19 protein-coding genes and 1 tRNA gene are annotated in these 25,735 nt (G+C 70.2%); 6 read left to right on the plus strand and 14 right to left on the minus strand.

What is annotated here, in order from left to right; genetic code table 11:
* Positions 1-39: 39 nt before the first annotated feature.
* The 6 genes from BLR68_RS09980 to BLR68_RS10005 form a co-directional block, all read right to left on the minus strand.
* A complete protein-coding gene (locus tag BLR68_RS09980) occupies positions 40-1,089 on the minus strand; it encodes an NAD(P)H-dependent flavin oxidoreductase (protein WP_018186962.1) in 1,050 nt (349 codons plus the stop codon).
* 73 nt (positions 1,090-1,162) lie between these two features.
* Entirely contained in the window at positions 1,163-1,852 is a 690-nt protein-coding gene (rplA, locus tag BLR68_RS09985; protein WP_018186961.1) for a 50S ribosomal protein L1, read from the minus strand.
* 13 nt (positions 1,853-1,865) lie between these two features.
* A complete protein-coding gene (gene rplK / locus BLR68_RS09990; protein ID WP_018186960.1) occupies positions 1,866-2,297 on the minus strand; it encodes a 50S ribosomal protein L11 in 432 nt (143 codons plus the stop codon).
* A 186-nt stretch (positions 2,298-2,483) separates the two neighbouring features.
* A complete protein-coding gene (nusG, locus tag BLR68_RS09995; RefSeq protein WP_026302872.1) occupies positions 2,484-3,491 on the minus strand; it encodes a transcription termination/antitermination protein NusG in 1,008 nt (335 codons plus the stop codon).
* 106 nt (positions 3,492-3,597) lie between these two features.
* On the minus strand, positions 3,598-3,864 hold the full coding sequence (gene secE / locus BLR68_RS10000) for a preprotein translocase subunit SecE (RefSeq protein WP_018186958.1): 267 nt from the start codon (positions 3,862-3,864) through the stop codon (positions 3,598-3,600).
* Positions 3,865-3,908: 44 nt separating this feature from the next.
* Positions 3,909-3,981 (minus strand) — tRNA-Trp (locus tag BLR68_RS10005).
* Between the two features lie 220 nt (positions 3,982-4,201).
* On the opposite strand from BLR68_RS10005, the gene BLR68_RS10010 reads away from it, so the two are divergent.
* Both BLR68_RS10010 and BLR68_RS10015 read left to right on the plus strand, forming a co-directional pair.
* The gene (locus BLR68_RS10010; protein WP_018186957.1) at positions 4,202-6,019 is read left to right on the plus strand and encodes an HSP90 family protein; all 1,818 of its coding nucleotides are present in this window, start codon (positions 4,202-4,204) and stop codon (positions 6,017-6,019) included.
* Positions 6,016-8,814, plus strand: a complete 2,799-nt coding sequence (locus BLR68_RS10015; protein ID WP_018186956.1) for a hypothetical protein — start codon at positions 6,016-6,018, stop codon at positions 8,812-8,814. Before BLR68_RS10010 ends, BLR68_RS10015 begins: the two co-directional genes overlap by 4 nt.
* Positions 8,815-8,866: 52 nt before the next feature.
* Here BLR68_RS10015 and BLR68_RS10020 read toward each other — a convergent pair whose 3' ends face one another.
* Genes BLR68_RS10020 through gabT form a run of 7 tightly spaced genes read right to left on the minus strand, consistent with a single transcriptional unit; the run spans position 8,867 to position 18,381 of the window.
* Complete coding sequence (locus BLR68_RS10020; protein ID WP_018186955.1) at positions 8,867-10,231, minus strand: NAD-dependent succinate-semialdehyde dehydrogenase; 1,365 nt, start codon at positions 10,229-10,231, stop codon at positions 8,867-8,869.
* A gap of 38 nt (positions 10,232-10,269) precedes the next feature.
* On the minus strand, positions 10,270-11,730 hold the full coding sequence (locus BLR68_RS10025) for an NAD-dependent succinate-semialdehyde dehydrogenase (protein ID WP_018186954.1): 1,461 nt from the start codon (positions 11,728-11,730) through the stop codon (positions 10,270-10,272).
* Entirely contained in the window at positions 11,727-13,289 is a 1,563-nt protein-coding gene (locus BLR68_RS10030) for an APC family permease (RefSeq protein ID WP_018186953.1), read from the minus strand. The genes BLR68_RS10025 and BLR68_RS10030 overlap by 4 nt, the downstream gene beginning before the upstream one ends.
* A 17-nt stretch (positions 13,290-13,306) precedes the next feature.
* Complete coding sequence (locus tag BLR68_RS10035; protein WP_018186952.1) at positions 13,307-14,191, minus strand: universal stress protein; 885 nt, start codon at positions 14,189-14,191, stop codon at positions 13,307-13,309.
* A complete protein-coding gene (locus BLR68_RS10040; protein WP_018186951.1) occupies positions 14,188-15,546 on the minus strand; it encodes a flavin monoamine oxidase family protein in 1,359 nt (452 codons plus the stop codon). The genes BLR68_RS10035 and BLR68_RS10040 overlap by 4 nt, the downstream gene beginning before the upstream one ends.
* The gene (locus BLR68_RS10045) at positions 15,539-17,020 is read right to left on the minus strand and encodes an amino acid permease (RefSeq protein ID WP_018186950.1); all 1,482 of its coding nucleotides are present in this window, start codon (positions 17,018-17,020) and stop codon (positions 15,539-15,541) included. Before BLR68_RS10045 ends, BLR68_RS10040 begins: the two co-directional genes overlap by 8 nt.
* Before the next feature lie 2 nt (positions 17,021-17,022).
* Complete coding sequence (gene gabT, locus BLR68_RS10050) at positions 17,023-18,381, minus strand: 4-aminobutyrate--2-oxoglutarate transaminase (RefSeq protein WP_026302871.1); 1,359 nt, start codon at positions 18,379-18,381, stop codon at positions 17,023-17,025.
* A gap of 94 nt (positions 18,382-18,475) precedes the next feature.
* Here gabT and BLR68_RS10055 point away from each other — a divergent pair, with 94 nt between their 5' ends.
* Both BLR68_RS10055 and BLR68_RS10060 read left to right on the plus strand, forming a co-directional pair.
* Positions 18,476-20,008, plus strand: a complete 1,533-nt coding sequence (locus tag BLR68_RS10055) for a PucR family transcriptional regulator (protein ID WP_018186948.1) — start codon at positions 18,476-18,478, stop codon at positions 20,006-20,008.
* Between the two features lie 89 nt (positions 20,009-20,097).
* Positions 20,098-21,048 (plus strand): endonuclease domain-containing protein, encoded by a 951-nt coding sequence (locus tag BLR68_RS10060; RefSeq protein WP_256335370.1) that lies wholly within the window; start codon positions 20,098-20,100, stop codon positions 21,046-21,048.
* 94 nt (positions 21,049-21,142) lie between these two features.
* Here the strand turns inward: BLR68_RS10060 and BLR68_RS10065 are convergent, their stop codons facing one another.
* Positions 21,143-22,615 (minus strand): helix-turn-helix transcriptional regulator, encoded by a 1,473-nt coding sequence (locus BLR68_RS10065; protein ID WP_018186946.1) that lies wholly within the window; start codon positions 22,613-22,615, stop codon positions 21,143-21,145.
* A gap of 123 nt (positions 22,616-22,738) precedes the next feature.
* Here BLR68_RS10065 and aceA point away from each other — a divergent pair, with 123 nt between their 5' ends.
* Together aceA and aceB are read left to right on the plus strand one after the other, a co-directional pair.
* Positions 22,739-24,055, plus strand: coding sequence for an isocitrate lyase (gene aceA / locus BLR68_RS10070; protein WP_018186945.1), 1,317 nt, complete (start codon positions 22,739-22,741; stop codon positions 24,053-24,055).
* A 43-nt stretch (positions 24,056-24,098) separates the two neighbouring features.
* A complete protein-coding gene (aceB, locus tag BLR68_RS10075) occupies positions 24,099-25,724 on the plus strand; it encodes a malate synthase A (RefSeq protein ID WP_018186944.1) in 1,626 nt (541 codons plus the stop codon).
* The last annotated feature ends 11 nt before the right edge of the window (positions 25,725-25,735 follow it).

A 25,735-nucleotide genomic window follows, 5' to 3' on the forward strand; every position in this document is an offset into this window, starting at 1 on the left:
CGCATCCGCGTGAATGATTCCCGCAGGTGACGGACTGTGTCAGCGGGATGCCGGCGGAAGCCCCGCGGCGAGTTCGGCGAAGACCTCGCCCACGTCACCCCGGTGCGACAACCCCGCGGCCTGACCGGCCCAGAGCGAGATGAGGTCCGCGTCGTGAGGCGCAGCGGTGCGGAACGCGGCCGTCAGCCAGTTCTGTGCCGGGAAGGGTGCGATCGCGCCCGCAGCCTCGATGGTCCGGACGGCCCGATTCGGGATGCCGCGGGCCAACCGCCCGCTCATCGCCCGCGTCAGCACGGTGTCCGTATCGGCCGCTGCGCGCAGCGCCGTCCGATGCGCGTCGGAGGCCGCAGACTGCCGCGTCTGCAGGAACGCGCTCCCCACCTGGACGCCGGCCGCACCGAGCGCGAACGCGGCCGCGACGCCCCGTCGGTCGGCGACGCCGCCGGCCGCGATGACGGGTACGTCCACAGCGTCCACCACCTGCGGCACGAGCGCAAACGTGCCGACGAGCGATTCCTCCGCCCGGCGCAGAAAGCTCACCCGGTGACCGGCGGCTTCCGCGCCGCTGGCGACGACCGCATCCACTCCCCCCTCCGCCAGCGCGGCGGCCTCGGCGACCGAGGTGGCGGTTCCCACGACACGGATGCCGCGGCGATGCGCCTCGTCGACGATCTCGGCCGCCGGCACGCCGAACACGACGCTGAGCACTGCGGGGGCGGCATCCCACACGGCCTCGAGCTGCTCGCCGAGGTCGGGGAGGAAGGTATCGGGGAGGACGGGCGCCGCCGCACCCGCCGCCGCCAGAAGCGGCGCCACGGCGACCCGGGCGGCATCGAGGTCCGTCTCAGCGGGCGAGACCTCGTCACCCGTCGGGAGCCAGAGGTTCAGTGCGAACGGGCGGTTCGTCGCGGCGCGGAGAGCGGACGCCGTCTCGCGGATGCGGGCGCCGGAGTAGCCGTAGAGGCCGAACGAGCCGAGACCTCCGGCGTCGCTGACTGCCGCGGTCAGCGCGACCGAGGACAGACCGCCGAACGGCCCGAGCACGATGGGGGCGTCGATGCCGAACAGCGTCGGGATGTCGCGGGTCACGCGACGACGCTATCAAGGCGGGAACGACGAAGGGGCCCCACCCGGAGGTGGAGCCCCTTGCTGTCTGGACGACTCAGACGAGAGCGTTGACGTCCAGCGGGATGCCAGGACCGAACGTGGTCGAGATGGCGCCCTTCTGGATGTAACGGCCCTTCGAGCTCGAGGGCTTCAGACGCACGATCTCTTCGAGAGCGGCGTTGAAGTTCTCGTTGAGCTGGTCCTCCGAGAAGGACGCCTTGCCGACGACGAAGTGCACGTTGGCGTGCTTGTCGACGCGGAACTCGATCTTTCCGCCCTTGATCTCCTCGACGGCCTTGGCCGGGTTGGGGGTCACGGTGCCGGTCTTCGGGTTCGGCATGAGGCCACGGGGTCCGAGGACCTTTCCGAGGCGACCGACCTGGCCCATGAGCTCGGGGGTCGAGACTGCCGAGTCGAACGCGGTGTAGCCACCGGCGACCTTCTCGATGAGCTCGGCGCCACCGACCTCGTCCGCACCAGCGGCGAGAGCGGCTTCAGCGGCGGGACCGGTCGCGAAAACGATGACGCGGGCGGTCTTGCCGGTGCCGTGGGGCAGGATGACCGTGCCACGGACCATCTGGTCCGCCTTGCGCGGGTCGACGGCGAGCTTCAGCGCGACCTCGACGGTCGAGTCGAACTTGGCCGAACCGGTCTCCTTGGCGAGGGCGACAGCCTGCTCGGAGGAGTAGAACGTGGAGCGGTCGATCTTGGCCGCTGCTGCTTCGTAAGCCTTGGACTTAGCCATTGTTCTGTTCCCCTCAGCTCTCGACCGTGATGCCCATGGAACGGGCGGTGCCGGCGATGATCAGCGAGGCGGCCTCGATGTCGTTGGCGTTCAGGTCGGGCATCTTCGTCTCGGCGATCTGGCGAACCTGATCCTTGGTGAGCTTCGCGACCTTGGTGGTGTGCGGGGTCGCAGAACCCTTGGCCACACCGGCGGCCTTCTTGATGAGCTCCGCGGCGGGCGGGGTCTTCAGGATGAACGTGAAGCTGCGGTCCTCGTAGACGGTGATCTCGACGGGGATGACGTTGCCGCGCTGCGACTCGGTCGCGGCGTTGTACGCCTTGCAGAACTCCATGATGTTGACGCCATGCTGACCGAGCGCGGGGCCGATCGGCGGCGCCGGGTTGGCTGCACCGGCGTTGATCTGAAGCTTGATCAGGCCGGTCACCTTCTTCTTCGGTGCCATTTCCTCTTCCTTTCACGAGCGAGGCGGATGCCTCGTTCTCCCACGCTCCCGGCGGATCCGGGTCGTGGTGGTGTCTGCGCGCACGACGAAACGGCGCACAAACCACATGAGTCTACCGCATCCGGCATCCCCCGGCATGACGAAGGCCCCGCCGGAGCGGGGCCTTCGCATCGCGCGATGCTGCGCTTACTGCTTGGTGACCTGATCGAAGGACAGCTCGACCGGCGTCTCGCGCTCGAAGAGCGAGACGAGGACGGTGAGCTTGCCGCTCTCGGGCTTGATCTCGGAGATCGATCCGGGCAGGCCCGCGAACGAACCCTCCTTGATCGTGATGGTCTCGCCGATCTCGAAGTCGACCTCGGTGATGACCGAGCGGGCCTGCGTGGCGGAGCCCTTCGTAGCGGCTCCACCCTTGGCAGGCGCGACCTCCTTGGCCTCGACGAGCGGCTTCAGCATGTTGAAGGCCTCTTCGAAGCGCAGCGGCGTCGGGTTGTGGGCGTTGCCCACGAAGCCGGTGACACCGGGGGTGTGGCGCACGACGGACCAGGTGTCCTCGTTGAGCTCCATGCGGACCAGCACGTAGCCGGGGATCCGCACGCGGTTGACCATCTTGCGCTGGCCGTTCTTGATCTCGACGACGTCCTCCATCGGGACCTCGACCTGGTAGATGTCGTCCTCGACCTCGAGCGTGGACTTGCGCTGCTCGATGTTGGCCTTCACCTTGCGCTCGAAGCCGGCGTAGGAGTGGATGACGTACCACTTGCCCTCGAGGGAGCGGAGCTCCTGCCGGAACGCCTCGTACGGGTCGTCGGAGGTCTCGTCCTCGTCGTCGCCGAGCTCGGGACCGTCGTACGGAGCCACCTCGTCGGCGGCTGCCGCGGCGCGCTCTTCCTCTTCGTCGGCGAGTGACTCGGTGAGCACCTCGGCGGCGGCCTCGGCCTCGTCGGCCTGGTCAATTTCGAGCGCGTCGTTGACGATGCGGTCTGCCTCGGGGTCTTCGATCACGACGGCATCCTCTCCGGTCGGCTCGTCCTCGACGGGCTCGTCATCCTCGATGTGCAGGGCGGCGTGCTCGGCGGACTCGGCGGAACGCTCCTGGCTCGCCAGGACGTTGCCCTCCTGGGCTTCGTCGTCCTCGCTGGACTGCTCTGCGGCGGTCGACCAGTCGGCGTCGTCCACATATCTCTCGGTCACGTGATTCACTTCCCTGCAGGTTCGGCTTCGATGTTCAGCGGCGACAGCGGGTGCGTCCGGTTGCCCGGGATGCCGCCCGTCACCGCGACGGATGGTCGTCCGGTCGTCAGCTCGGTACGCCGAAGACGACGTCGACGACCCAGGTGAAGAGCAGGTCGAGGCCGTACACGATGGCCATCACCACCACGACGAAGCCCAGGACGACGAGCGTGAACTTGACCAGCTCCTGGCGAGTCGGCGTGACGACCTTGCGAAGCTCGGCGACCACCTGGCGGATGAAGAGGGCGATTCGCTGGAAGAAGTTGAGCTTCTTCTCACGGGTGGCGCCGCTGCTGGCAGCGACGACCTCGCCGTTCGGCTCATCCTGGACCATTCAACCCACCTGTTGCTCGGTTCGAGTCAGCTGACGCTGACGCGCAGGGCGGACAGGAATCGAACCTGCAACCTGCGGTTTTGGAGACCGCTGCTCTGCCAATTGAGCTACCGCCCTAAGGTCTTGCGACCCGGGAATCCGCATCCTGCCGGGCCCATGGGCACGGCAAAAGAATGCAGACAACTGCGTGGACAAGCATACGGCATGGCTCGGAGGGTGGCGAACGCGCGGCATCCCTCGTCGCCGTCGGGCGCCGTCGGTAGGCTTGATCGGCCGTCCCGCAGCCGGTGCATCGGGGGGTGCGGCATCGGACGAACGACGACTACCGAGGAGCGCGGTGACCGACAGTACTGCCGCCCAACAGTTCCAGGTCGACCTCCGCGGAGTCATCGACCTGCTGAGCCGCCACATCTACTCGAGCCCGCGGGTGTTCCTGCGCGAACTGCTCCAGAACGCCGTCGACGCGATCGCGGCGCGACGGGCGCTCGACGGGGGCGGCGGCCGCATCCGCATCACACCCGTCAGCGACGGGTCGACGGAGTTCGTGATGCGCGACGACGGCGTGGGTCTCACCGAGACCGAGGTCGCGGACCTGCTCGCGACAGTGGGACGCAGCTCGAAACGCGACATCTTCGATCTGCCGCGCGGCGACTTCCTGGGGCAGTTCGGCATCGGGATGCTGTCGTGCTTCATGGTGTGCGACACGATCGTCATCCGCTCACGGAGCGCCGCCGGATCGGCTGCCGTCGAGTGGACCGGCCACTCGGACGGCACCTTCACGGTCGCGGCGTACGCCCAGGACATCCCGGTCGGAACGAGCGTGCACCTGACTCCGCGCGCCGACACCCGGGCGCTCCTCGGCACGAGCACCGTCATGGAACTCGCCGAGACGTTCGGCCGGTACCTGCCGCACACGGTGGTCGTCGACCTTCCCGGCGGCGGCGAGACGACCGTGACCGAACCGGCGCCCTTCCTCGACGGCGACATGGAGCGACAGCTCGCCTACGGCCGCGAGCTCATCGGCGCCGAGCCCCTCGACGTCATCCCGCTGCACGTGCCGGGAACGCAGACGCGGGGCGTGGCCTTCGTCCTGCCCTTCGCCCCTCCCCCGACGGCCCGTCAGAGCACCCGTGTCTACCTGCGGCGGATGCTGCTGACCGAGCGCGCCGATGAGCTGCTGCCCGCCTGGGCGTTCTTCGCCCGAGCGGTCGTCGACTCCGGCTCGCTGCACCCCACCGCCAGTCGGGAGTCGCTCGTCGATGACGACGCGCTCGAGCAGACCCGGCAGGAGATCGGCGAGGCGATCCGCCGCTGGATCCTCGACGCAGCACTGCAGGACCCCCTGCGGCTGTCGCAGTTCGTGTCGATCCACGAGGTGGCCCTCAAATCGCTCGTCCGCCACGACGACGAACTCGCCCGGTTCATCGTGCGATGGCTGTCGGTCGACACGACCGCCGGGCGGCTGCGCATCGAGGAGATCGCCCGCCGCTTTCCGCTGGTGCGCTATGCCGAGAGCGTCGACGAGTTCCGCCAGGTCGCCAGCATGACCTCTGCCGGCGGCATCCTCGTCAACGGCGGCTACCTCTACGACGCAGACCTCGTCCGCCGCATCCCGGAGCTGTTCCCCGGTGTCGAGGTGGAGCGCGTCGACGTCGTCGGCGAGATCGACCGTCTCGATCTGGCGCCGCTCGACGACCGCGCTGCGGCGACCGCTCTCGAAGACCGGGCCCGGGCCGCACTCGAGGACGTGGACGTCGCCGTCCGCACCTTCGAGCGTCCAGAGCTCCCGGGTCTGTTCGTCGCCGACCCCGAAGTCCTGCGCGCACTCGATCGCGGCCGGGCACGCAGCGCCGGCGGAGCCCTGTGGGGCGGCGTCCTCGACCGGGCCGCGAGCGTCGTGTCGGGCCGCGGGGCGGAGGAGCCTGCCGCGCGACTCTGCCTCAACTGGACGAACCCGGTGATCCGCAAGCTCGCCGCGACCCCGGCGGGTCGCGTGTTCGACCTGAGCGTGCAGCTGCTGTACGTGCAGTCGCTGCTCGCGGGCCACCACCCCCTCGGACCGCGCGACCGCACGATGATGTCGACCGCACTCTCGGAGCTGGTCGACCGCGCGATCGACACCGACATCCCGCCCGCGACAGAAGGAGCCTCATGACCGGCTATGCCACCCGCATCCGATCCCTCTTCTACGAGATCGACAACACCCCGTGGGGCCCGCAGGAGCAGGCCCTCGTCGCACAGGCGGTCGCGCTGGCCCAGGAGAGCGGCGACGAGCGCCTGGAGTACGAGGCCCGCCTGCGGCAGACCTCGAGCGCCAACATGGGCGGCGACACCGACCTCATGCTGACGTCGTTCGCGTGGTGCCTGGCCCACCACGACGCCGACCCGGAGCGGTTCCCCGCCGAGGTCGACGGTGCCGGTGACGTCCTGTGGCAGTACAAGTGGATGGCGAGCGCCCTCGGCAACTCGCCGGAGTTCCCCTCGGAGCAGATCGCCGCCGTGCTCGACGACATGGAGGCCCACTACCAGCGGGCGGGCGTGGGTCCCAGCGGGGTACTCATGGCCCGATTCGAGGATGCCTGGGCCGCGGGGCGCATCGACGAGGCGACGGAGCTGCAGCGGACGCTCGAGGCGACGCCCCGCGACGACTACAGCCACTGCGACGCGTGCGTGCGCAGCCAGTTCGCCGGGTTCTTCATCGAGACCGGCCGCGAGGAGGACGCCATCCGTCTCGTCGGCGAGATGATCGAGAACGGCTTCTCGTGCGGCGAAGAGCCCGAGCACGCGCTGGCGCGCATCCTCCTCCCCTACCTGCACGCCGGGATGCTCGATGAGGCCCGTACCGCGCACCTGCGCAGCTACCGTCTTGCGAAGGACAACCCCGACAACCTCGCGATCGTCGCGAAGAACGTCGTGTTCTGCGCCGTCACCGGCAACGAGGCGCGCGCCCTCGCCCTCGTCGAGCGCCACCTGCCGTGGCTCGTCCACGACGGTCTCGACGCCGACGGACACGGCACGGCCCTCGGCGCATTCGCACTCGCCCTCGACGCCGTCGCTGCGGCCGGCCACCCGGAGCTCACCGTCCGCGGCTCGGACGCGGAGAACCTGGTCCCCGTCTTCGGCGAACACGACGGCCCGTGGCGCGTCGACGACCTCGCGACCGCCGCCTGGGCCGCCGCGGGCTCGATCGCCGACGCCTTCGACCGCCGCAACGGCACGGACGCCCACACCCGGAACCTCGAGCGCCTGCGCGAGATCGGCACGGAGCGCTACGACGTGCCGATCCGCTCGCATGACTTCTCGACGGTGGTCGCGGCAGCTCCCGTCCTCACGCGGGAGGACCGGGTCGCGCGCGCCGTCGCCCTCGCACACGCCGGCTCGTCCGCCGCGATCGACCCGCTCCGCGACCTGTTGACGGATGCCGATCCCGCTGAGCGCGTGACACTGTCGTCCCACCTGCTGGGCGGCCTCGTCGCCACCGATCGGATCGACGAGGCCGAGGCGTTCCTCCCCGAGCGCCTGGCCATCCTGCGCGCTGCCGGCCACGCCGAGCAGGCCGATCTCGAGGACCGCCTCGGCCTGGTCCTCTTCGGGAAGGATCTGGCGGAGGCCGGTGAGGCCCTCCGAGCCGAGGCTGCCGCCGCTGTCGGCGCTCCCCCCGCGGTCCGGGCCGACCTGGTCGCGACGCTGGCGGTCGCGAAGATGTACGAGGGATCGTTCGCAGAGGCCCGCGACGACGCGCGCGAGGGCGTGCGCCTGTTCCTCGAGTCCGGCGACGCGGTGCGCGCGCAGGGCGTGCGACTGCTCGCGGTCGACGCCGCGGCATCCGCGTCGCTCTTCGACGATGCCCGGGCCGATCTGGACGCACTGCTCTCGGAACCGATCAGCGACGGCCGTCGGGCGCGGGCTCTCGCGGCGAAGGCCCGCCTGCACGGCGTGGCCGAGGAGTTCGCCGAGGGCGCGGCCGCCGCAGACGAAGCGGTGAGGCTGCTCCTCTCGCTGGGCGCGGACGACCTGCGCATGGGCGAGGCCTTCGTCCTGGCCGGCGCCCTGCACGAGGATGCGGGAGCCGCTTCCCTCGCCGCGGGTCGCTACCGATCCGCGGTCGAGCGGTTCGAATCGGCGGGTGCTCCCACGGCCGATCCGCGGTACCGGCTGGGCCGGGCCGTGATCTCCGCCGGGATGCCGGAGGAGGCGGTCGACGCACTCCACCAGGTCCTCTCGGACGAGACCGCCGCTGAGGTGCCCGCCGGATCGCGCGCGATCACGGTGGGGCTTCTTGCCCGGGCCTACGAGGGCGCCCGCGACTTCGGGAACGCCGTCGGGGCGTGGGGCTTCGCCGCCGACCTCCACGAAGAGGCGGGCGAAGCCGAGGGTCAGGCCTTCGCGCTCGTCGCGCAGGGCCGCCACCTCGGCAACTTCGGCGAGTACGACGACTCCGTGATCGCGCTCGACACCGCCATCGCACTGATCGCCGGCCGCGAGGAGCAGATCGGCCTGCACGCCGAGGCGCTCCATCTGCTCGCGCAGGCGAAGATGCAGCGCGGAGACGAGGACGCGTTCGACGTCATCGACCAGGCGCTGACGCTCGGTCGCGCCAACGAGGCGCACTGGTACGTCGCCGACGTGCTCGACACCCGCGCCCGCCTGCTGGCCGCGCGCCAGCGCACCGACGAAGCGGTCGCGACCGCACTCCAGGCCGCGGACGGGTTCGCACAGGCCGGCGACGCCGGCTCGGGCGCGGGGTCGGAACTCCTCGCCGCCCGGCTGCTCGTCGGCGCGGAGCGACCGGCCGATGCCGTCCCGCTCTACCGAGCCGCCATCGAACACGCGACCGCGAGCGAGAACGAGCCGCTCCGCCAGCAGGCGGCGCTGGAACTCGGCGACGTCTACGAGGGACTCGGTCGCCACGGCGACGCTGCGGAGGTCCGCGCGACGACCTCGGCCTGAGCGGGAACGACAAGGGGCGGCATCCGATCGGATGCCGCCCCTCACGACTCGTTCAGCCGATGCGGACGAGCTTCTTGTTGACGAACTCGTCGGCTGCCAGCAGGCCCAGCTCACGGCCGGTGCCGCTGCGCTTGATGCCGCCGAAGGGCAGGCCCGGCTCGTCGGCGAGGACGAGGTTGACGTAGACCATGCCCGCCTCGATCCGGTCGGCGACGCGGGTCGCCTGCTCGGGGTCGGTCGTGTAGACGTAGGACCCGAGGCCGAACGGGGTGTCGTTGGCGACGCGGACCGCCTCGTCCTCATCGGCCACGCGGTAGACGACGCCGGCGGGACCGAACAGCTCCTCGCGGTAGACGTCCATCTCGGGGGTGACGTCCGTCAGGACGGTCGGCGCGAAGAACGCCCCGTCGCGCGTGCCGCCGGTGACGATCGTCGCGCCCTGGGCCGCGGCATCCTGGATCTGCTTCTCGAGACGCTCGGCCGCGGCGACGGACGAGAGCGGGCCGAGGACGGTGTCGGTGCTCCACGGGTCGCCCACCGATGCCCCCGACATCTTCGCTGTGAACGCCTCGACGAACGCGTCGTACAGGCCGTCGACGACGATGAAGCGCTTCGCGCCGTTGCAGGACTGGCCCGTGTTGTCGAGACGCGCGTCGACGGCGGCCTGCGCGACCGCGTCGATGTCGTCGGCCGACAGCACGATGAACGGGTCCGAGCCACCGAGCTCGAGGGCGACCTTCTTGAGGTTGCGTCCGGCGACCTCGGCGACGGCGGCGCCGGCGCGCTCCGACCCCGTCACCGATGCACCGTGCACACGCGGGTCCGCGATCACGTCGGCGGCCTGCTCGTTCGTGAGGTACACGTTCGTGTAGACCCCCGCCGGGAAGCCCGCATCGCGGTAGATCGCCTCGATGGCGGCCGCCGACTCGGGACACTGCGGTGCGTGCTTGAGCAGGATCGTGTTGCCGACCGCGATGTTGGGGGCGGCGAACCGGGCCACCTGGTAGTACGGGAAGTTCCACGGCATGACGCCCAGCAGCACGCCGAGGGGCGCCTTGCGGATGACGGCGGTCCCCTCCCCCTCGATCGGGATCGGCGCGTCGGCGGTGATCTCGTCGATGTGGTCGGCGTAGTACTCGGTGATGTCGGCGGCGAAGTCGACCTCGCCGAGAGCACCGTCGATCTGCTTGCCCATCTCGCGGACGATGATCTTCGCGAGGCCCTCGCGCCGCTCGCGGTGCAGCTGCGCCGCACGGCGCAGGAGGTCGGCGCGCTCGGTGGGAGTGGAGGTCCGCCCCCACCCCCGGGCGGCCTCGTCGGCGGCCCCGAGGGCGCGCTCCACCTCGTCGGCGGTGGCGGTGGGGTACGTCGCGTGGGTCTCGCCGGTGGCGGGGTCGATGACGGCGTAGTCGCTCATGATTCTCTCCAGTGATTCCGGTCGGTCAGGGGATCCGGTCAGGCCGGGATCAGGGTGTACTTCACGTTCAGGTACTCGTGGATGCCTTCGAGGCCACCCTCGCGGCCGATGCCCGACTGCTTCACGCCGCCGAAGGGCGCTGCCGCGTTCGAGACGACACCGACGTTGAGCCCCATCATCCCCGTCTCGAGGCGGTCGATCATGCGGTGCCCGCGGGCGAGGTCCTGGGTGAAGACGTACGAGACGAGGCCGTACTCGGTGTCGTTCGCGAGGCGCACGGCCTCGTCCTCGTCCGAGAACGTGCTGATGGCGAGGACCGGCCCGAAGATCTCCTCGCGGAGGATCGCACTGCCGGGGACGACGCCCTCGACGACGGTCGGCTCGTAGAACGTGCCGGGTCCTTCCAGGGCGTTGCCGCCGACGACGATGCGGGCCCCCCGCTCGACGGCGTCGCCGACGAGGTCCTTCGCCTTCGACACCGCACGGTCGTCGATGAGGGGTCCGATCTGCACGCCCTCCTCGGTACCGCGACCCACGGTCATCTCGCGGACCCGGTCGGCGACGCGGCGCGAGAACTCGGCGGCCACCGACTCGTGCACGATGAAGCGGTTCGCCGCCGTGCAGGCCTGGCCGATGTTGCGGAACTTCGCGAGCATGGCGCCGTCCACCGCCTTGTCGAGGTCGGCGTCGTCGAACACGACGAACGGGGCGTTGCCGCCGAGTTCCATCGAGACGCGGAGGACACCCTCGGCGGCCTGCGCGATGAGCTTCTGGCCCACCGGTGTCGATCCGGTGAAGGACAGCTTCCGCAGTCGCGGGTCGGCGATGATCGGCCCGGAGACCGCGCCCGACGATGCCGTGGTGATGACGTTGACGACACCGGCGGGGACGCCGGCTTCGGCGAGCAGTTCGACGAAGAACAGCGTCGTCAGAGGCGTGAGTTCGGCGGGCTTGATCACGACGGTGCAGCCGGCGGCGAGCGCCGGGGCGATCTTGCGGGTCGCCATCGCGAGCGGGAAGTTCCACGGGGTGATGAAGAACGACGGCCCGACGGGACGCTGCGAGACGACGATGCGCCCGGTCCCTTCGGGGTTCATGCCGTACCGGCCCGAGATGCGGACCGCTTCTTCGCTGAACCAGCGGAGGAACTCGCCGCCGTAGGCGACCTCGCCGCGGGACTCGGCGAGCGGCTTGCCCATCTCGAGCGTCATGAGGAGCGCGAGGTCCTCCTTGCGCTCCTGCACCAGGTCGAACGCCCGGCGGAGGATCTCGCTCCGCTGGCGCGGGGCGGTCGCCGCCCAGGCCTCCTGCGCGGCGACGGCGGCGTCGAGGGCGCGGATGCCGTCGGCCGGGGACGCGTCCGCGATGCTGCGGATGACCTCGCCCGTCGACGGGTCGACCACGTCGAGCGTCTTGCCTCCCTCGGCATCCACCCACTCCCCGCCGATGAAGAGCTGGTTCGGGATGCGGGACAGGAGGTCGGACTCGCGGGAGGTCATCGGAGGGTCTCACTTTCTGCGCGCAGCTTTCGCGCGCTGGGGGGTGCGTCGAGGGACAGGGTCTGGCCGCGGAAGAACGCGGGACGACGGATCGACTGCCAGATCATCGTGACGATCCCGACGACGATGATCAGCATGCCGAGGATGAAGACGATCCCGACGCCGAAGATCTGCGAACCGGACCCGTAGGCGGGGTCCATCGAGTCGACGAGGGTCGTCACGAACAGCACGGCGAGGATCACGCCGCCGATCAGTGGGAAGAGGAACGTGAAGAACACGTTCCTCACCGAGTCGAACCACTGCTTGCGGAAGTACCAGACGCACGCGAAGGCCGTGATGCCGTAGTAGAAGCAGATCATCATGCCGAGGGTGAGGATCGTGTCCCACAACGTGTCCTCGCTGACGATGCGCATCACGGCGTAGAAGGCGGAGGCCACGATCGCGGAGACGACGGTGGCGTAACCCGGCGTGAAGAACCGCGGGCTGACCTTCGCGAACGAGGGCGGCAGGGCGCCATAGTGCCCCATCGCCAGGAGCGTCCGCGCGGGTCCCACGAACGTGGACTGCAGCGAGGACGCGGAGCTCGTGAGGACGGCGAGGGAGACGAGGAAGGCCAGCGGCCCGAGCACCGGATCGGACAGGAAGAAGAACACGTTCGCCTGGATGTCCTCGTTGCCGAGGCCGAGCTCCCCCGTGCCGACGCCGGCGAACATGATCATCGCCACCGCCAGCAGCAGGTACAGCGAGACGATGGTGATGACCGTGACAGTGGCGGCGCGACCGGGCGTACGCTCGGGGTCCTTCGTCTCCTCGTTCATCGTCAGGGTGACGTCCCACCCCCAGAAGATGAAGATCGACAGCGAAAGCCCGGCGGCGAAGGCACCGAACGAGGACACCGCGAACGGGTTGAACCATTCGAGGTCGAACGGTTGCGGGTCGAATCCGCCGCCGCTGACCGCCTGGACGATCGCGACGACCGCGAACAGGACGAGCACGGCGATCTGGAACGTGACGAGGACGTACTGGAGCTTCTGCGTCGTCTGCATGTCGCGGTACGAGATCCACGTGGCGGCGAGCATGAACAGCAGACAGACGCCGATGTTGATCGGCAGGATGAACGCCAGGTCGGCGATCCCCGGGTTGCCGGTGATCTGGGAGATCAGGAGGAAGAGGAACTCCACCGCGACTCCGGCGAGGTTCGACAGCACGAGGATCGTCGCGACGACGAGGCCCCAGCCGGCCATCCATCCGATCCACGGACCGAAGGCGCGGGTGGCCCACGTGAACGACGTCCCGGCATCCGGCATCCGGTTGTTCAGTTCGCGGTAACCGAAGGCCACCAACAGCATGGGGATGAACCCCACGAGGATGATCGCTGGGATCTGCGAGCCCACGACGGAGGCCGTAGGCCCCACGGCGGCCGTGAACGTGTACGCCGGCGCGATGCAGGAGATGCCGATGACGACAGCCCCGATGAGGCCGATCGTCCCGGCGCTGAGGCCCTTCTTCGAGAGGCCGCCGTCGGCGACGGGGGCCTTCTCTGCTGCGTGCTGGCTCATCGTCGAGCTCCTTCGGGTCAGCGGGACGGGTCGGTGGTACGGGTACGGGGGACGACGACCATCGGGACCGGGATCTCGCTCAGGAGCTTCGCGGCGACGGAACCGAGGAAGAGGCGGCGCGGCTGCGCGAGCCGGCTCGACCCGACGAGGATCAGTTCTCCCGGCAGCCAGTCGAGGTGCGCGACGGCGTCCTCGATGCTGTCGCCCTTGGCGGTCACGATGTCGGCGCGGACCCCCTCCGGGATCGCCGCGAGCACATCGGTGAGGACCTGCTCGGCGTGCGCCGCGCCGGCGAGGCGGATGACACCCGTGTCGACGGATGCCGGCAGGTCGACCGTCACGAGCGAGACGAGCCGCAGCGAGGCACCGGTCGCCGAGGCGAGGGCGACGGCCTCCTCGAGGAGGACGTCCGCTCCGGCACGCGTGCCGACGGCGACGGTGAGGCGCGGGACACCGGCATCCGTCACCCGCTTGCGGGCACCGCGCGGCACGAGGACGACCGGCACGTCGGAGGAGTGGAGCAGCTGGCTCGTCGTGGAACCGAGCCGGTGCCGTCCGCGGGCGCCGCCGTCTGCCGCACCGACGACGAGATGCGTCGCGCCGAACTCGTCCGCGGCCTCGACGAGCCCCTCGGCGAACGACTCGGCGTAGCGCGCGTGCTCACGATGCACGACGCCCGTCTGCACCGACGCGGCGGCCTCTGCGAGCCAGGACTCCGCCTGACCGAGCAGGTACCGGTCGTACGAGGCGTCGGGCGGGGTGATGACGCTCCTCCCCTCGCCCGGCAGGACGAGGACGATGTCGAGTTCGGATCCGGATGCCGCCGCGATCCCGCCCGCGACGGCCACCGCATCGCGGCCCGCCTTCGTCGCGGTGTACCCGACGACGATGCGGCTGCTCATACCCGGCCGTCCGCGAGGACGTTCCGCGCGGCCAGGCGTCCCATGCGGATCGCGCCGTCGACGTGCTGGTAGCCGGCACCGGCGATGTCACTGCACGCGAACTGGATCGGGCCTACCGGGGTGCGGACGTCGGCGCCGTAGCGGTGCAGACCACCGAGGTCGAAGCTGGCCGCGTACGCGCCGCGGGTCCACTCCTCGGTGCCCCAGTCGCTCTCGTAGTAGACGACGGGGTCCTTCGCCTCGGGACCGTAGTAGTGCGACAGCGACTCGAGGATCCGTTCCTTGCGCTCCTCCGCGGTGAGGCGGAACATGTCGTCGGCGTTCCGGTCCGAGACGAAGCCCACGAGCGTCCCGCGCGGGTCGTCGTGGTTCGTGTTGTCGTACGCCTCGTGGCAGATCTCGTACGGGCTGAACGCGGTTCCCGAGAGCCCCTTCTCGCGCCAGAACGGCGTCTCGTACACGGCGTGGACCTTGATGACGAAGCCCATCGAGATGTGCTGGTGCATCTGGTGCTGCAGGCGCGGCATCGGCGGGACGAAGGAGATGCGGTTGTAGAGCACGGGTGCGACGGCGAGGACGGCGCTCCGGGCGCGGACCGTCAGTCCGTCCGCGTGCGCCGTGACCCCGGCATCCGACCACTCGATGGTGCGGACGGGACGGTTCAGGAAGACGTCGTCGCCGAGCCGCTCGGCCAGGAGGACGGGAACCTGCTGGAGTCCTCCGACGACGCGCTTGTCGAGGATGAAGTCCGCGTCGACGAGGTGCGAGTAGCTGCCCGCGCTCGCCGCCATGAGCAGCGACTGCAGCAGCGAGAACGCGTGCGTGGGCTTGGTGAGCATGGCGGATCCGGTCGCGAACGCGAGGTTGCGGACCGCCTCATCGTCGTCGGTCTGCTGGCGCAGCCACGCATCCCACGTGATCGTGTCCCACTCGGCGGCCTTCGGGTGCGCGAAGGGACGGTCGGGGTCGATCTCGGCGACCATCGCGTCGAGACGCCGGGTGATCTCGTCGATCGTCCGTTCGGTCTCGGGGCTCACGGGGAACATCTCCCCCGTGAAGCGCGAGACGGTGCCGTCGGGTCCGACGTAGACGCTGTCTCCTTCGCGGTAGCGGCTGAAGGTGTCGAGACCCAGCTCGGCGACCGTGTCGATGAGCGCGTCCTGGTCGGGCGAGACCCACTGCCCGCCGAGCTCGAGCATGGCGCCGTCGATGACGTCGGTCCACAGACGCCCGCCGACGCGCTCGCGCGCCTCGAGGATCGCGACCGACAGGCCCGCCTTGCGCAGCTCGTGCGCGGCGGTGAGGCCGGCGGCGCCGGCGCCCACGATGACGACGTCTCGGGTGATCTCAGTCATTCACGACTCCTTCGTTGGAGGGGATGCGCTCGTTCGACGCGTGGTCGGGACGGCGACGGAGGTTGCGGCGGACGAGCGGCCAGAACACGAGGAGGACGCCGGTGGCGATGAGACTCGTCCACACCTGGGAGCGTCCCGATTCGGACGTCAGCATCACGACGACCACGGCGGCGATCGCCGCGATGAGGAGGATGTTGAGCCACGGGTGGAACCACACCTTGAGCTTCAGCTTCGCCACCTCTTCGGGCGTCATCTTCTGGCGCAGTCGCATCTGCGTGAGCGCGATGAAGACGTAGACGAAGAGGGCCACGAGGCCGGCCGAGTTCATGATGAAGTCGAAGATGCCCGAGGCGGGGGCGAGGAAGTTGACGAGCGTGGCGATGAGCCCGCCGATCGTCGAGGCCAGAAGCGCGACGACGGGGACGCCGGTCTTGGACCGTGTGGTCACGGCCTTCGGCGCGAAGCCCTTGTCCGCGAGCGCGGCGAACATGCGCGACGCCGAATACAGACCGGAGTTGAGCACCGAGAGCACGGCGGTGAAGATCACCAGCTGCATGATGACGTCGGCGCCGGGGATGCCGAACTTGGCGAGCGCGATCGTGAACGGCGCGTTGGCGACGTCGGTCGGCACGGGCAGTTCATCCCACGGGACGACCGCCACGATGACGAGGACCGAGCCGACGAAGAAGAGCAGGATGCGCCAGATGATGGTGCTGGTGGCCTGACGGATGCCCTTTGCCGGGTCGACCGACTCGGCGGCGGCCATGACGGCGATCTCGGTTCCGAAGTACGAGAAGATCACGAGCGCGACGCCCGTGAAGGCGACGCCGATGCCGTTGGGGGCGAACCCGCCGTGCTCCCAGAGGTTGGGTACCGAGAAGGTCGCGTTCGGCCACAGTCCGAGCGCGAACAGGAGACCGGCGCCGAGGAACACGACGATGGCGAGGACCTTGATGCTCGCCAGCCAGAACTCGACCTCACCGAAGGTGCGGACGGAGATCAGGTTCGTGCCGACGAAGATCGCGATGAGGATGAGGGACCACGCCCACGACGGCACGGCGGGGAACCACGTCTGCATCGTCTCGCCCCCGAGGACCGCCTCATAGGCGAGCACGCCGACCCAGAAGTACCAGTAGAGCCAACCCACGAGGTAGGCCGCCCAGTCGCCCAGCCCGACGCGCGCGTACTCCATGAACGAGCCGATCGCGGGACGGGATGCAGCCATCTCGCCGAGCATGCGCATGGCGAAGAACACGAGGAGGCCGCCGACGAGGTAGGACAGGACGGCGGCCGGGCCGACCGTCCGGATGACGTTGCCGGAGCCGACGAACAGACTGGCGCCGATGATCCCGCCCAGGGTGATCATCGTCACGTGACGCGAACGGAGCTTGTTCGAGCGCGCTTTGGTGACCGCTCCGAGTCCCGCCGAGGTCTCGGGCGAGACGGGATTCGACCAGTTGTCCGAACCCGCCATACTCAGGCCTTCCCCAGCGCCTCTGCGACGACGTCGAGGCCCTCCGCCAGGAGCTCGTCCGAGATGGACAGCGGCGGCAGGAACCGGATGACGTTGCCGTAGGTGCCGCAGGTCAGGACGATGACGCCCGCCGCGATGCATGCCTTCGCGATCGCCCCGGTGAGCGCGGCGTCGGGGGCGCCCGTGGTCGGATCGACGAACTCGGCGGCGATCATGGCGCCCAATCCGCGCACCTCGCCGATGCGGGGATCGGATGCCGCAAGCTCGCGGAGCCGCGTCGTCAGGACCTTCTCGATCTCCTGCGCCCGCTCGATGAGGCCGTCGTTCTCGAACGCGTCCATCGCGGCGAGAGCGGCGGCGCAGGCGACGGGGTTGCCGCCGTAGGTGCCGCCGAGGCCACCGGTGTGCGTGGCATCCATGATGTCGGCGCGTCCGGTGACCGCGGCCAAGGGCATTCCCCCAGCGATGCCCTTGGCCGTGGTGATCAGGTCCGGCACGATGCCGAAGTGTTCGCTCGCGAACATGGCGCCGGTGCGGGCGAACCCGGACTGCACCTCGTCGGCGATGAAGACGACGCCGTTCTCGCGGCACCAGTCGACGACGGCCGAGAGGAAGCCGTCGGCGGGGACGACGAAGCCGCCCTCGCCCTGGATGGGTTCGATGATGACGGCGGCCAGGTTGTCGGCACCGACCTGCTTCTCGATCATCGAGATCGCGCGGGCCGCGGCATCCGCCCCGGACAGTCCGTCGCGCAGCGGGTACGAACCGGGCACACGGTAGATCTCGGAGGCGAACGGACCGAAGCCGCTCTTGTAGGGCATCGACTTCGCGGTCAGCGCCATCGTGAGGTTCGTGCGGCCGTGGTACGCGTGGTCGAACGCGACGACGGCCTGCTTGCCGGTGAACTTGCGGGCGATCTTCACCGCGTTCTCGACCGCCTCGGCGCCGGAGTTGAACAGCGCGCTCTTCTTGGCGTGGTCTCCGGGGGTAAGCCGGTTGAGGGTCTCGGCGACCTCGACGTACGACTCGTACGGCGAGATCATGAAGCAGGTGTGAGTGAGCTGCGCGGCCTGCGCGGCGATCGCCTCGACGACCTTGGGGTGGGCGTTGCCCACCGTCGTGACGGCGATACCGGAGCCGAGGTCGATGAGCGAGTTGCCGTCGGCGTCGAGGACGACGCCTCCGCCGGCGGCGACGGCCGCGATCGGGACGGTGTGACCGACGCCCGCAGCGACGGCCTCGGCCTTGCGCGCGAGGAGCTCCTGCGAGCGGGGGCCGGGGATCGCGGTCTCGAGGCGGCGTTCCTGCGGAAGGGACGGTCCACCGAGGGGCGTGCTGACGGGAGCGATCGAGGTACTCATGCGGCGAGCGTAGAGGTGTGAACGCGTGCGGTCACTCGCCATTGCGTCTATTCTCGGCGCAGGACTGTACGCGTCGTACACCGGAGAGGCCGACATGGTGGCACGGGATGCCGATCCCACCCTGCGCGCCCTCCTCGGTCGGGGGGAGCTGAGACTACGACTCGCGGGCGACGAGGCCGATCTGCCGCCGGGCGCCCTCGACCGGGCGACGCGGTGGGTGCACAGCTCCGACCTCGACGATCCGACACCGTTCCTCGCCGAGGATCTCGTGCTCCTGACGACCGGGACGCAGTTCCCCACCGGCATCCGCTACCCCTTCGACGCTTACGTGGGGAGACTCGTCGACCGCGGTGTCGCCGCACTCGGGTTCGGGACCGAAGTGGTGCGCGACGGCATCCCGCCGGGACTCGCCGTCGCCTGCCGCCGTGCGAACCTGCCGCTGTTCGAGGTGCCCTACAGCACGCCGTTCATCGCCGTCGCGCGCGCCAACGCCGAAGCCGTCGCCGCCCAGGCGTACGCGCGGCGCAGCTGGGCGCTGTCGGCGCAACGCGCGATCGCCCTCGCGGCGCTCCGGCCCGACGGACTCGACGCGACGATCGCCGAGCTCGCCCGTCAGCTCGACACGTGGGTGGGGATGTACGACGCGGCCGGCGAGCTCGTCCGCGAACACCCCGCCGGCGCCCTCTCGGAGGGAGCGGCGGGAGCACTCCGAGCCGAAGTCGGGGCGGTGCTGCGACGCGGAGCGCGCGCCGGTTCGTCGTTGCGCTCCGACTCCGACGCGTTCACGCTGCAGACCCTGGGGCGCGGCGGAGAGCTGCGCGGCGTCCTCGCGATCGCGGCGGGCGAGCTCGACCGCGCCGGCCGAGACGTCGTCACGGCCGTCATCGCGATGGCGGGCCTCGCCCTCGAACAGCACCAACGACTGTCGCGCGCCCGCAAGGCGCTACGGTCCGGGATGGTGCGCTCGATGCTTACCGGCGACCCGGGCCTCGCCCGGCAGATCTCCCGCGACGTGTGGGGCGCCCTTCCGCCCGCGCCGGTCGTGGTCGCGGTGACGGATGCCGCCGGTCGGCGCACGGACGCCCTCCTCGACCTGCTCGAGCTGCGCGCCGAGGAGCGCCACGGCGGTCTGTTCTTCGGCAGCGTCGACGACGACGTCGTGATCGTGGTCCCTGCATCCGCTGCGCCCGTGCTCGACGAGTTCCCGGAACGGTTCGACGTGCGCCTCGGCCTGTCGGAGCCGGCACCCTACGCCGAATTCGCGCGCGCCCTCGACCAGGCCCGCGCCGCACGGGGCCGCGCCTCGGGCCCGGGGATCGTGAGGTTCGAAGAGGTGCAGGCCCGCGGCATCCTCTCAGCCCTGTCGGCAGGGCAGGCGTCGACGGTCGCCGCGGCGTACCTCGACCCGCTCCGCGAACACGATCGCTCGCACGGCGCCCGGCTCGAGGAGACCCTGCGGGCCTGGGTCGTCGCCGACGGCTCGAACGATGCCGCCGCGACCGCACTCGGGGTCCACCGGCACACCGTCCGCACGCGCCTCGCCGCCGCCGAGCGCATCCTCGGCGTCGACCTGTCGTCGTTCGCCGCCCGTGCCGAGCTGTGGGCGGCCTTGCACCTCGGGCGGTGACGGCGGGGCGGGCATGTCGTGTGGCGCGGTGCGGGACCGAACGGCGGAGAATCTCGCGCCGCGCCGGGCTCGCCGTGGCGGCGGGCGGCGTGTCCCGCTGGATCTCCGCCGTTCGTGGCACCGGGGAGTCCTCCACCCCCGCGGCGGCGGTTGCTCCGTCCACGACCTCGGCGGACGAACGGCCACGGCCGGCGGGTCTGCGGGAGGGTGCCGTCGTGTGCGAGGACGGGGCGGGGCTGACGACGACGGCGGAACTCCGGCGATCGGGGCTGAGCCCCGCGGCGATCGCTGCCGCAGTGCGGGCCGGAACGATCACGCGTATGCGCCGCGGCACGTATGCCGCACGCGGAGCATGCGTGCCCGTGCGGGAGGCGGCGCGGCACGGCGGCGTCCTCGGCTGCCTCAGCGCCGCGCGGCACCGAGGCCTGTGGACGCTCGAGGCCGGTACGGACCTCCACGTCTGGATGCGCGCCGATGGTCACCGCCTTCCCCATGACGGATGCCGGTGCCTCGACCACTGGGATGCCGCACCGTCGGCCGGGCGTCTCGCCGCGGCATCCGTTCCCCGCATCCTGAGGCAGATCTGGCTGTGCCGCGGCGTCGAGGAGTTCTTCGTGGCGGTCGAGTCCGCGCTGCATCTCGGGATGCTGACGCCCGCGGGTCGGGCGTGGCTGCGCCGTACCTGCGGAGACGGCGCCCGCGTGGCGCTGGACTTCGCCGGAAGCGATTCGGAGAGCGGCCTCGAATCGCTCCTGCGTTGGCGCCTGCGGGGCACCGGGGTCTCCCTGCGCGCCCAAGTCGACGTCGCCGGCGTGGGCCGGGTGGACTTCCTCCTCGGCGACCGCGTGATCCTCGAGGCGGACAGAGCGGAGCACCATGCCTCGGAGCGCGCGCGGCACCGCGACCTGCTGCGCGACGCGAATGCCGCAGCCTGGGGCTACGTCACGCTCCGCTTCGACTACGCGATGATCGTGCACGACTGGGACACGGTGCGCGCCGCCGTCGACGGGCTCCTGGCCTCCGGCATCCACCGCTCCTGACTCGAGCCGTGCGGCGGAGCTCCTGTCCGACACGCCGGGGAACGGATGCCGCACCGCGGCGCGTCGCGCAGATCTCCGCCGTGCGACCCGAACCTCACTCCGGCGCGTGGGCCTCGAGGAACTCGTACAGGTCGGTCGTGTCGACCCCGGGGAAGGCTCCGGTCGGGAGGGTCGCGAGCAGGGTGCGGGGCGTCCGGACGTTCGGCCACGCCTGGTCGCGCCACGTGCGCTCGAGCTCGACCGGGGGACGCCGGCAGCAGACCTCGACGCCGTGGCGCGACACCCCGCGGTTCGGCGTCTCGCGCCCGATGAACCACTTCGTGTCGTCGAAGCGGACGCCGACGCTGACCGAGTGAGCGCCGTCGCTCGAGGACTCCACACGGGCCGTGCACCAGTACGTCCCGTTGCCGGTGTCGGTGTACTGGTAGTACGGGTTGAACTTGTCGGGGATGTCGAACACGACCCGGCTCGTCCACCGCCGGCAGCACAGCTGCCCCTCGATCGAGCCGAACCGGTCGGCGGGGAAGTTCACGTCGTCATTCTCGTACGCCTTCGTGATCGTGCCCGATTCGTGCACCTTCAGGAAGTGGACCGGGATGCCGAGATGCCGGGTCGCGAGGTTGGTGAACCGGTGCGCGGCGGTCTCGTACGAGACCGAGTACGCGTCGCGCAGGTCTTCGATCGAGATCGCGCGGCGCGTCTTCGCGTCCTGCAGGAACGCCGTCGCGTGCGACTCGGGCACCATGAGCGCGCCGACGAGGTAATTGGTCTCGACGCGCTGGCGGAGGAACTCGGCGTACGAGGTCGGCTCCGCCTGCCCGAGGATGCGACCGGCGAGCGCCTGCAGCACCGGCGTCCGCGAGTCGCTGCGGCCTGGGATCGTGCTCGAGAGGTACAGCCGCCCGGTGCGGTTGTCGGCGACGGAGCGGGTGGATGCCGGCAGGTCCGACACGTAGTGCAGCGAGTACCCGAGGTGCGCCGCGATCTCGGACGCGGTCCGCTGCGTGAGCGGCCCGCCGGGGTGGTCGACGGCCGCGAGGATGGCTTCGGCCTGCTCCTCGAGTTCGGCGAAGTAGTTGTCCTGCCTGCGCATGAGGTGCCGCAGCTCCACGTTCGCCCGACGTGCCTCTTCGGGTGTCGCGGAGCGCTCGTCGTTCAGCCGCTCGATCTCGCCGTGGAGTGTCAGCAGCGTCTCGAGGACGCCGTCGGGGACGGACTTCCCGATACGGAAGGGCGTGATGCCGAGAGCCTGGAACGTCGGTCCCTTCATCGCGCGCTCGAGGGAGATCTCGAGGGTCGCGCGCTCGTCGAGCGGTTCTGCCGTCAGGAGCGCGTCGATCGTCGTGCCGAGGGCCCGGGCGATCGCCTGGAGCAGTGAGAGCTTCGGCTCGCGCTTACCGGTCTCGATCATCGACAGCTGGCTCGGCGCTCGCGAGACGGCGGCCGCCAGCTCGTCGAGGGTCATCCCGCGCGCCGTGCGCACCTGTCGCACGCGCCGCCCGATGCTCAGCGCGTCCGGTCCGTGATCAGCGGATGCCGCATCCGCCCGATCTTCATCGATCGTCATGACGGGGAGTGTGTCACGGCAGCAGAAGATCGCGCAATCTTCCCGTCCCGAATCGTCTCGCAGTACGGCCTTCTTCTCGCACAGTGGTGTCACGACCCGCTCCCGACCCCTCAGGAGGACGCCATGACCTTCCCCACCACCCCGCCGGCCCATCCGATGCGCGCCGGAGATCAGACGCAGAGCGCCGCCGACCTGCAGGCCGAGTGGGACGCCGACCCGCGCTGGGACGGCGTCGAACGCACCTACAGCGCCCAGGACGTCATCCGGCTGCGCGGGTCGGTCCGCGAAGAGGCGACCCTCGCCCGTCGCGGCGCGGAGAACCTGTGGAACCTGCTGCACACCGAGGACTACGTGAACGCGCTCGGCGCGTACACCGGCGGCCAGGCCGTCCAGCAGGTGCGCGCCGGACTGAAGGCGATCTACCTCTCGGGGTGGCAGGTCGCCGCCGACGGCAACCTCGCGGGCCAGACGTACCCCGACCAGAGCCTGTACCCCGCCAACTCGGTGCCGTCCGTGGTCCGCCGCATCAACAATGCCCTGACGCGGCAGGACCAGATCGAGCACGCCGAGGGCGGCGCGACCCGCGACTGGCTCGCTCCGATCGTCGCCGACGCCGAGGCCGGATTCGGCGGCCCCCTCAACGCGTACGAGCTGGCGCTGTCGATGATCCAGGCGGGGGCCGCCGGCATCCATTGGGAGGACCAACTCGCCAGCGAGAAGAAGTGCGGCCACCTCGGCGGCAAGGTGCTCGTGCCGACGCAGCAGCACATCCGCACGCTGAACGCGGCCCGGCTCGCCGCCGACGTGGCGGGAGTGCCGACGATCATCATCGCCCGCACCGACGCGCTCGCCGCCGACCTGCTCACGAGCGACGTCGACCCGCGCGATCAGGAGTTCACGACGGGCGAGCGCACGGCCGAGGGCTTCTACCGGGTGCGCCCCGGACTCGACGCCGTCATCAGCCGCGGCCTCGCCTTCGCCCCATACGCCGACCTGCTCTGGGTCGAGACCGGCGAGCCCGACATCGAGATCGCCCGCGCCTTCGCGGCGGCGATCCACGAGCGCTTCCCGGGCAAGCTGCTGGCCTACAACTGCTCGCCGAGCTTCAACTGGAAACGCCATCTCGACGACGAGCAGATCGCGACCTTCCAGCGCGACCTCGGCGAGCTGGGCTATGCGTTCCAGTTCATCACCCTCGCGGGCTTCCACGCCCTCAACCATTCGATGTTCGACCTCGCGAAGGGCTATGCGGAGAGCGGCATGACCGCGTACGTGGCCCTGCAGGAGGCGGAGTTCGCCGCCGAGAAGCACGGCTACACCGCCACCAAGCACCAGCGGGAAGCCGGAACCGGCTACTTCGACCTCGTCTCCTCGGCGCTCAACCCCGACAGCGCCACCCTCGCCCTGGTCGGATCGACCGAGACGGCGCAATTCCACTGACACGCCCGGATGCCCCGGCATCCCCTTTCTTCAGGAGTACGACATGACCCTCATCGACACCCCTCCCCCCACGACGACCGCCCTGACCGTACGCGGACCGCTGCGCGAGCGGTACGAGGAGATCCTCACGCCCGGCGCCCTCGACTTCGTCGCGCAGCTTCACGAGCGGTTCGGCGGACGCCGCCACGACCGTCTCGCCGACCGGATGCGGCGCCGTTTCGAGATCGGCAACGGTCAGGATCCGACCTTCCGCTCCGACACCGCGCACATCCGGGACGACCCGGACTGGCAGGTCGCCGGAGCCGGCCCCGGCCTTGAGGACCGCCGCGTCGAGATCACCGGCCCCACCGACCCGAAGATGACGATCAACGCGCTGAACTCGGGTGCCCGCGTGTGGCTCGCCGACCAGGAGGACGCCACGAGCCCCACCTGGAAGAACGTGATCGAGGGGCAGCTGACGCTCCGCGACGCGATCCGCGGCGAGCTGAGCTTCACGAGCCCCGAAGGGAAGATCTACGAGGTCACCGCGGAACGGACGCCGACGATCGTCATGCGTCCGCGCGGGTGGCATCTGCCCGAGAAGCACATCGACGTCACCGACCGCTCGGGCCGGACGCTCGCGGCATCCGGTTCACTCGTCGACTTCGGCCTCTACGTCTTCCACAACGCCGAACGCCTGATCGCCGACGGCCGCGGCCCCTACTTCTATCTGCCGAAGATCGAGTCGGCCGAGGAGGCGAAGCTGTGGGACGACGTCTTCACCTTCAGCGAGCGGTTCCTCGGGATCGCCCACGGCACGATCCGGGCGACGGTGCTGATCGAGACGCTGCCCGCCGCGTTCGAGATGGAGGAGATCCTCTTCGAGCTCCGCGACCACGCGGCGGGACTGAACGCGGGCCGCTGGGACTACATCTTCTCGATGATCAAGAACTACCGCGGCCGCGGTGCGCGCTTCGTCCTGCCGGACCGCAGCCAGGTGACCATGACCGTGCCGTTCATGCGGGCTTACACCGAACTGCTCGTCCAGACCTGCCACAAGCGGGGCGCCTTCGCGATCGGCGGCATGAGTGCCTTCATCCCGAATCGGCGCGACCCCGAGGCGACCCGCACCGCGTTCGAGAAGGTCGCCGCCGACAAGAAGCGCGAGGCGGGCGACGGGTTCGACGGCACCTGGGTGGCGCACCCGGACCTCATCCCGGTGGCGCAGACCGAGTTCGACGCCGTCCTCGGCGACCGCCCGAATCAGGTCGATCGCCGACGGGACGAGGTCCACGTGTCGCCCGCACAGCTCATCGACTGCCACATCGGGTTGCCGATCACCGCAGCCGGTGTCCACGGCAACGTATCGGTCGCGATCCGGTACATCGAGGCGTGGCTGCGGGGCCTCGGGGCGGTCGCGATCGACGGGCTGATGGAGGATGCGGCGACCGCCGAGATCAGCCGTTCGCAGATCTGGCACTGGATCCACCAGGACCTGTCCACCGAGGACGGCACGCGCATCACGCGCGACTACGTCGAGGGCCTCGTCGCGCAGGTGCTCGACGAGGCGATCCGCCACGACGGCGACCGGTTCGACGACGCCGCACAGGTGTTCCGCGAGGTCGCGCTCGACGAGGACTTCCCGGCGTTCCTCACCCTCGGCGCCTACGCGCGATTCCTCGTGGAGTGACCCGCCGTCGG

This window comes from Microbacterium sp. 77mftsu3.1, from assembly GCF_900100525.1.
GTDB classification, from domain to species: Bacteria; Actinomycetota; Actinomycetes; order Actinomycetales; family Microbacteriaceae; genus Microbacterium; species Microbacterium aquilitoris.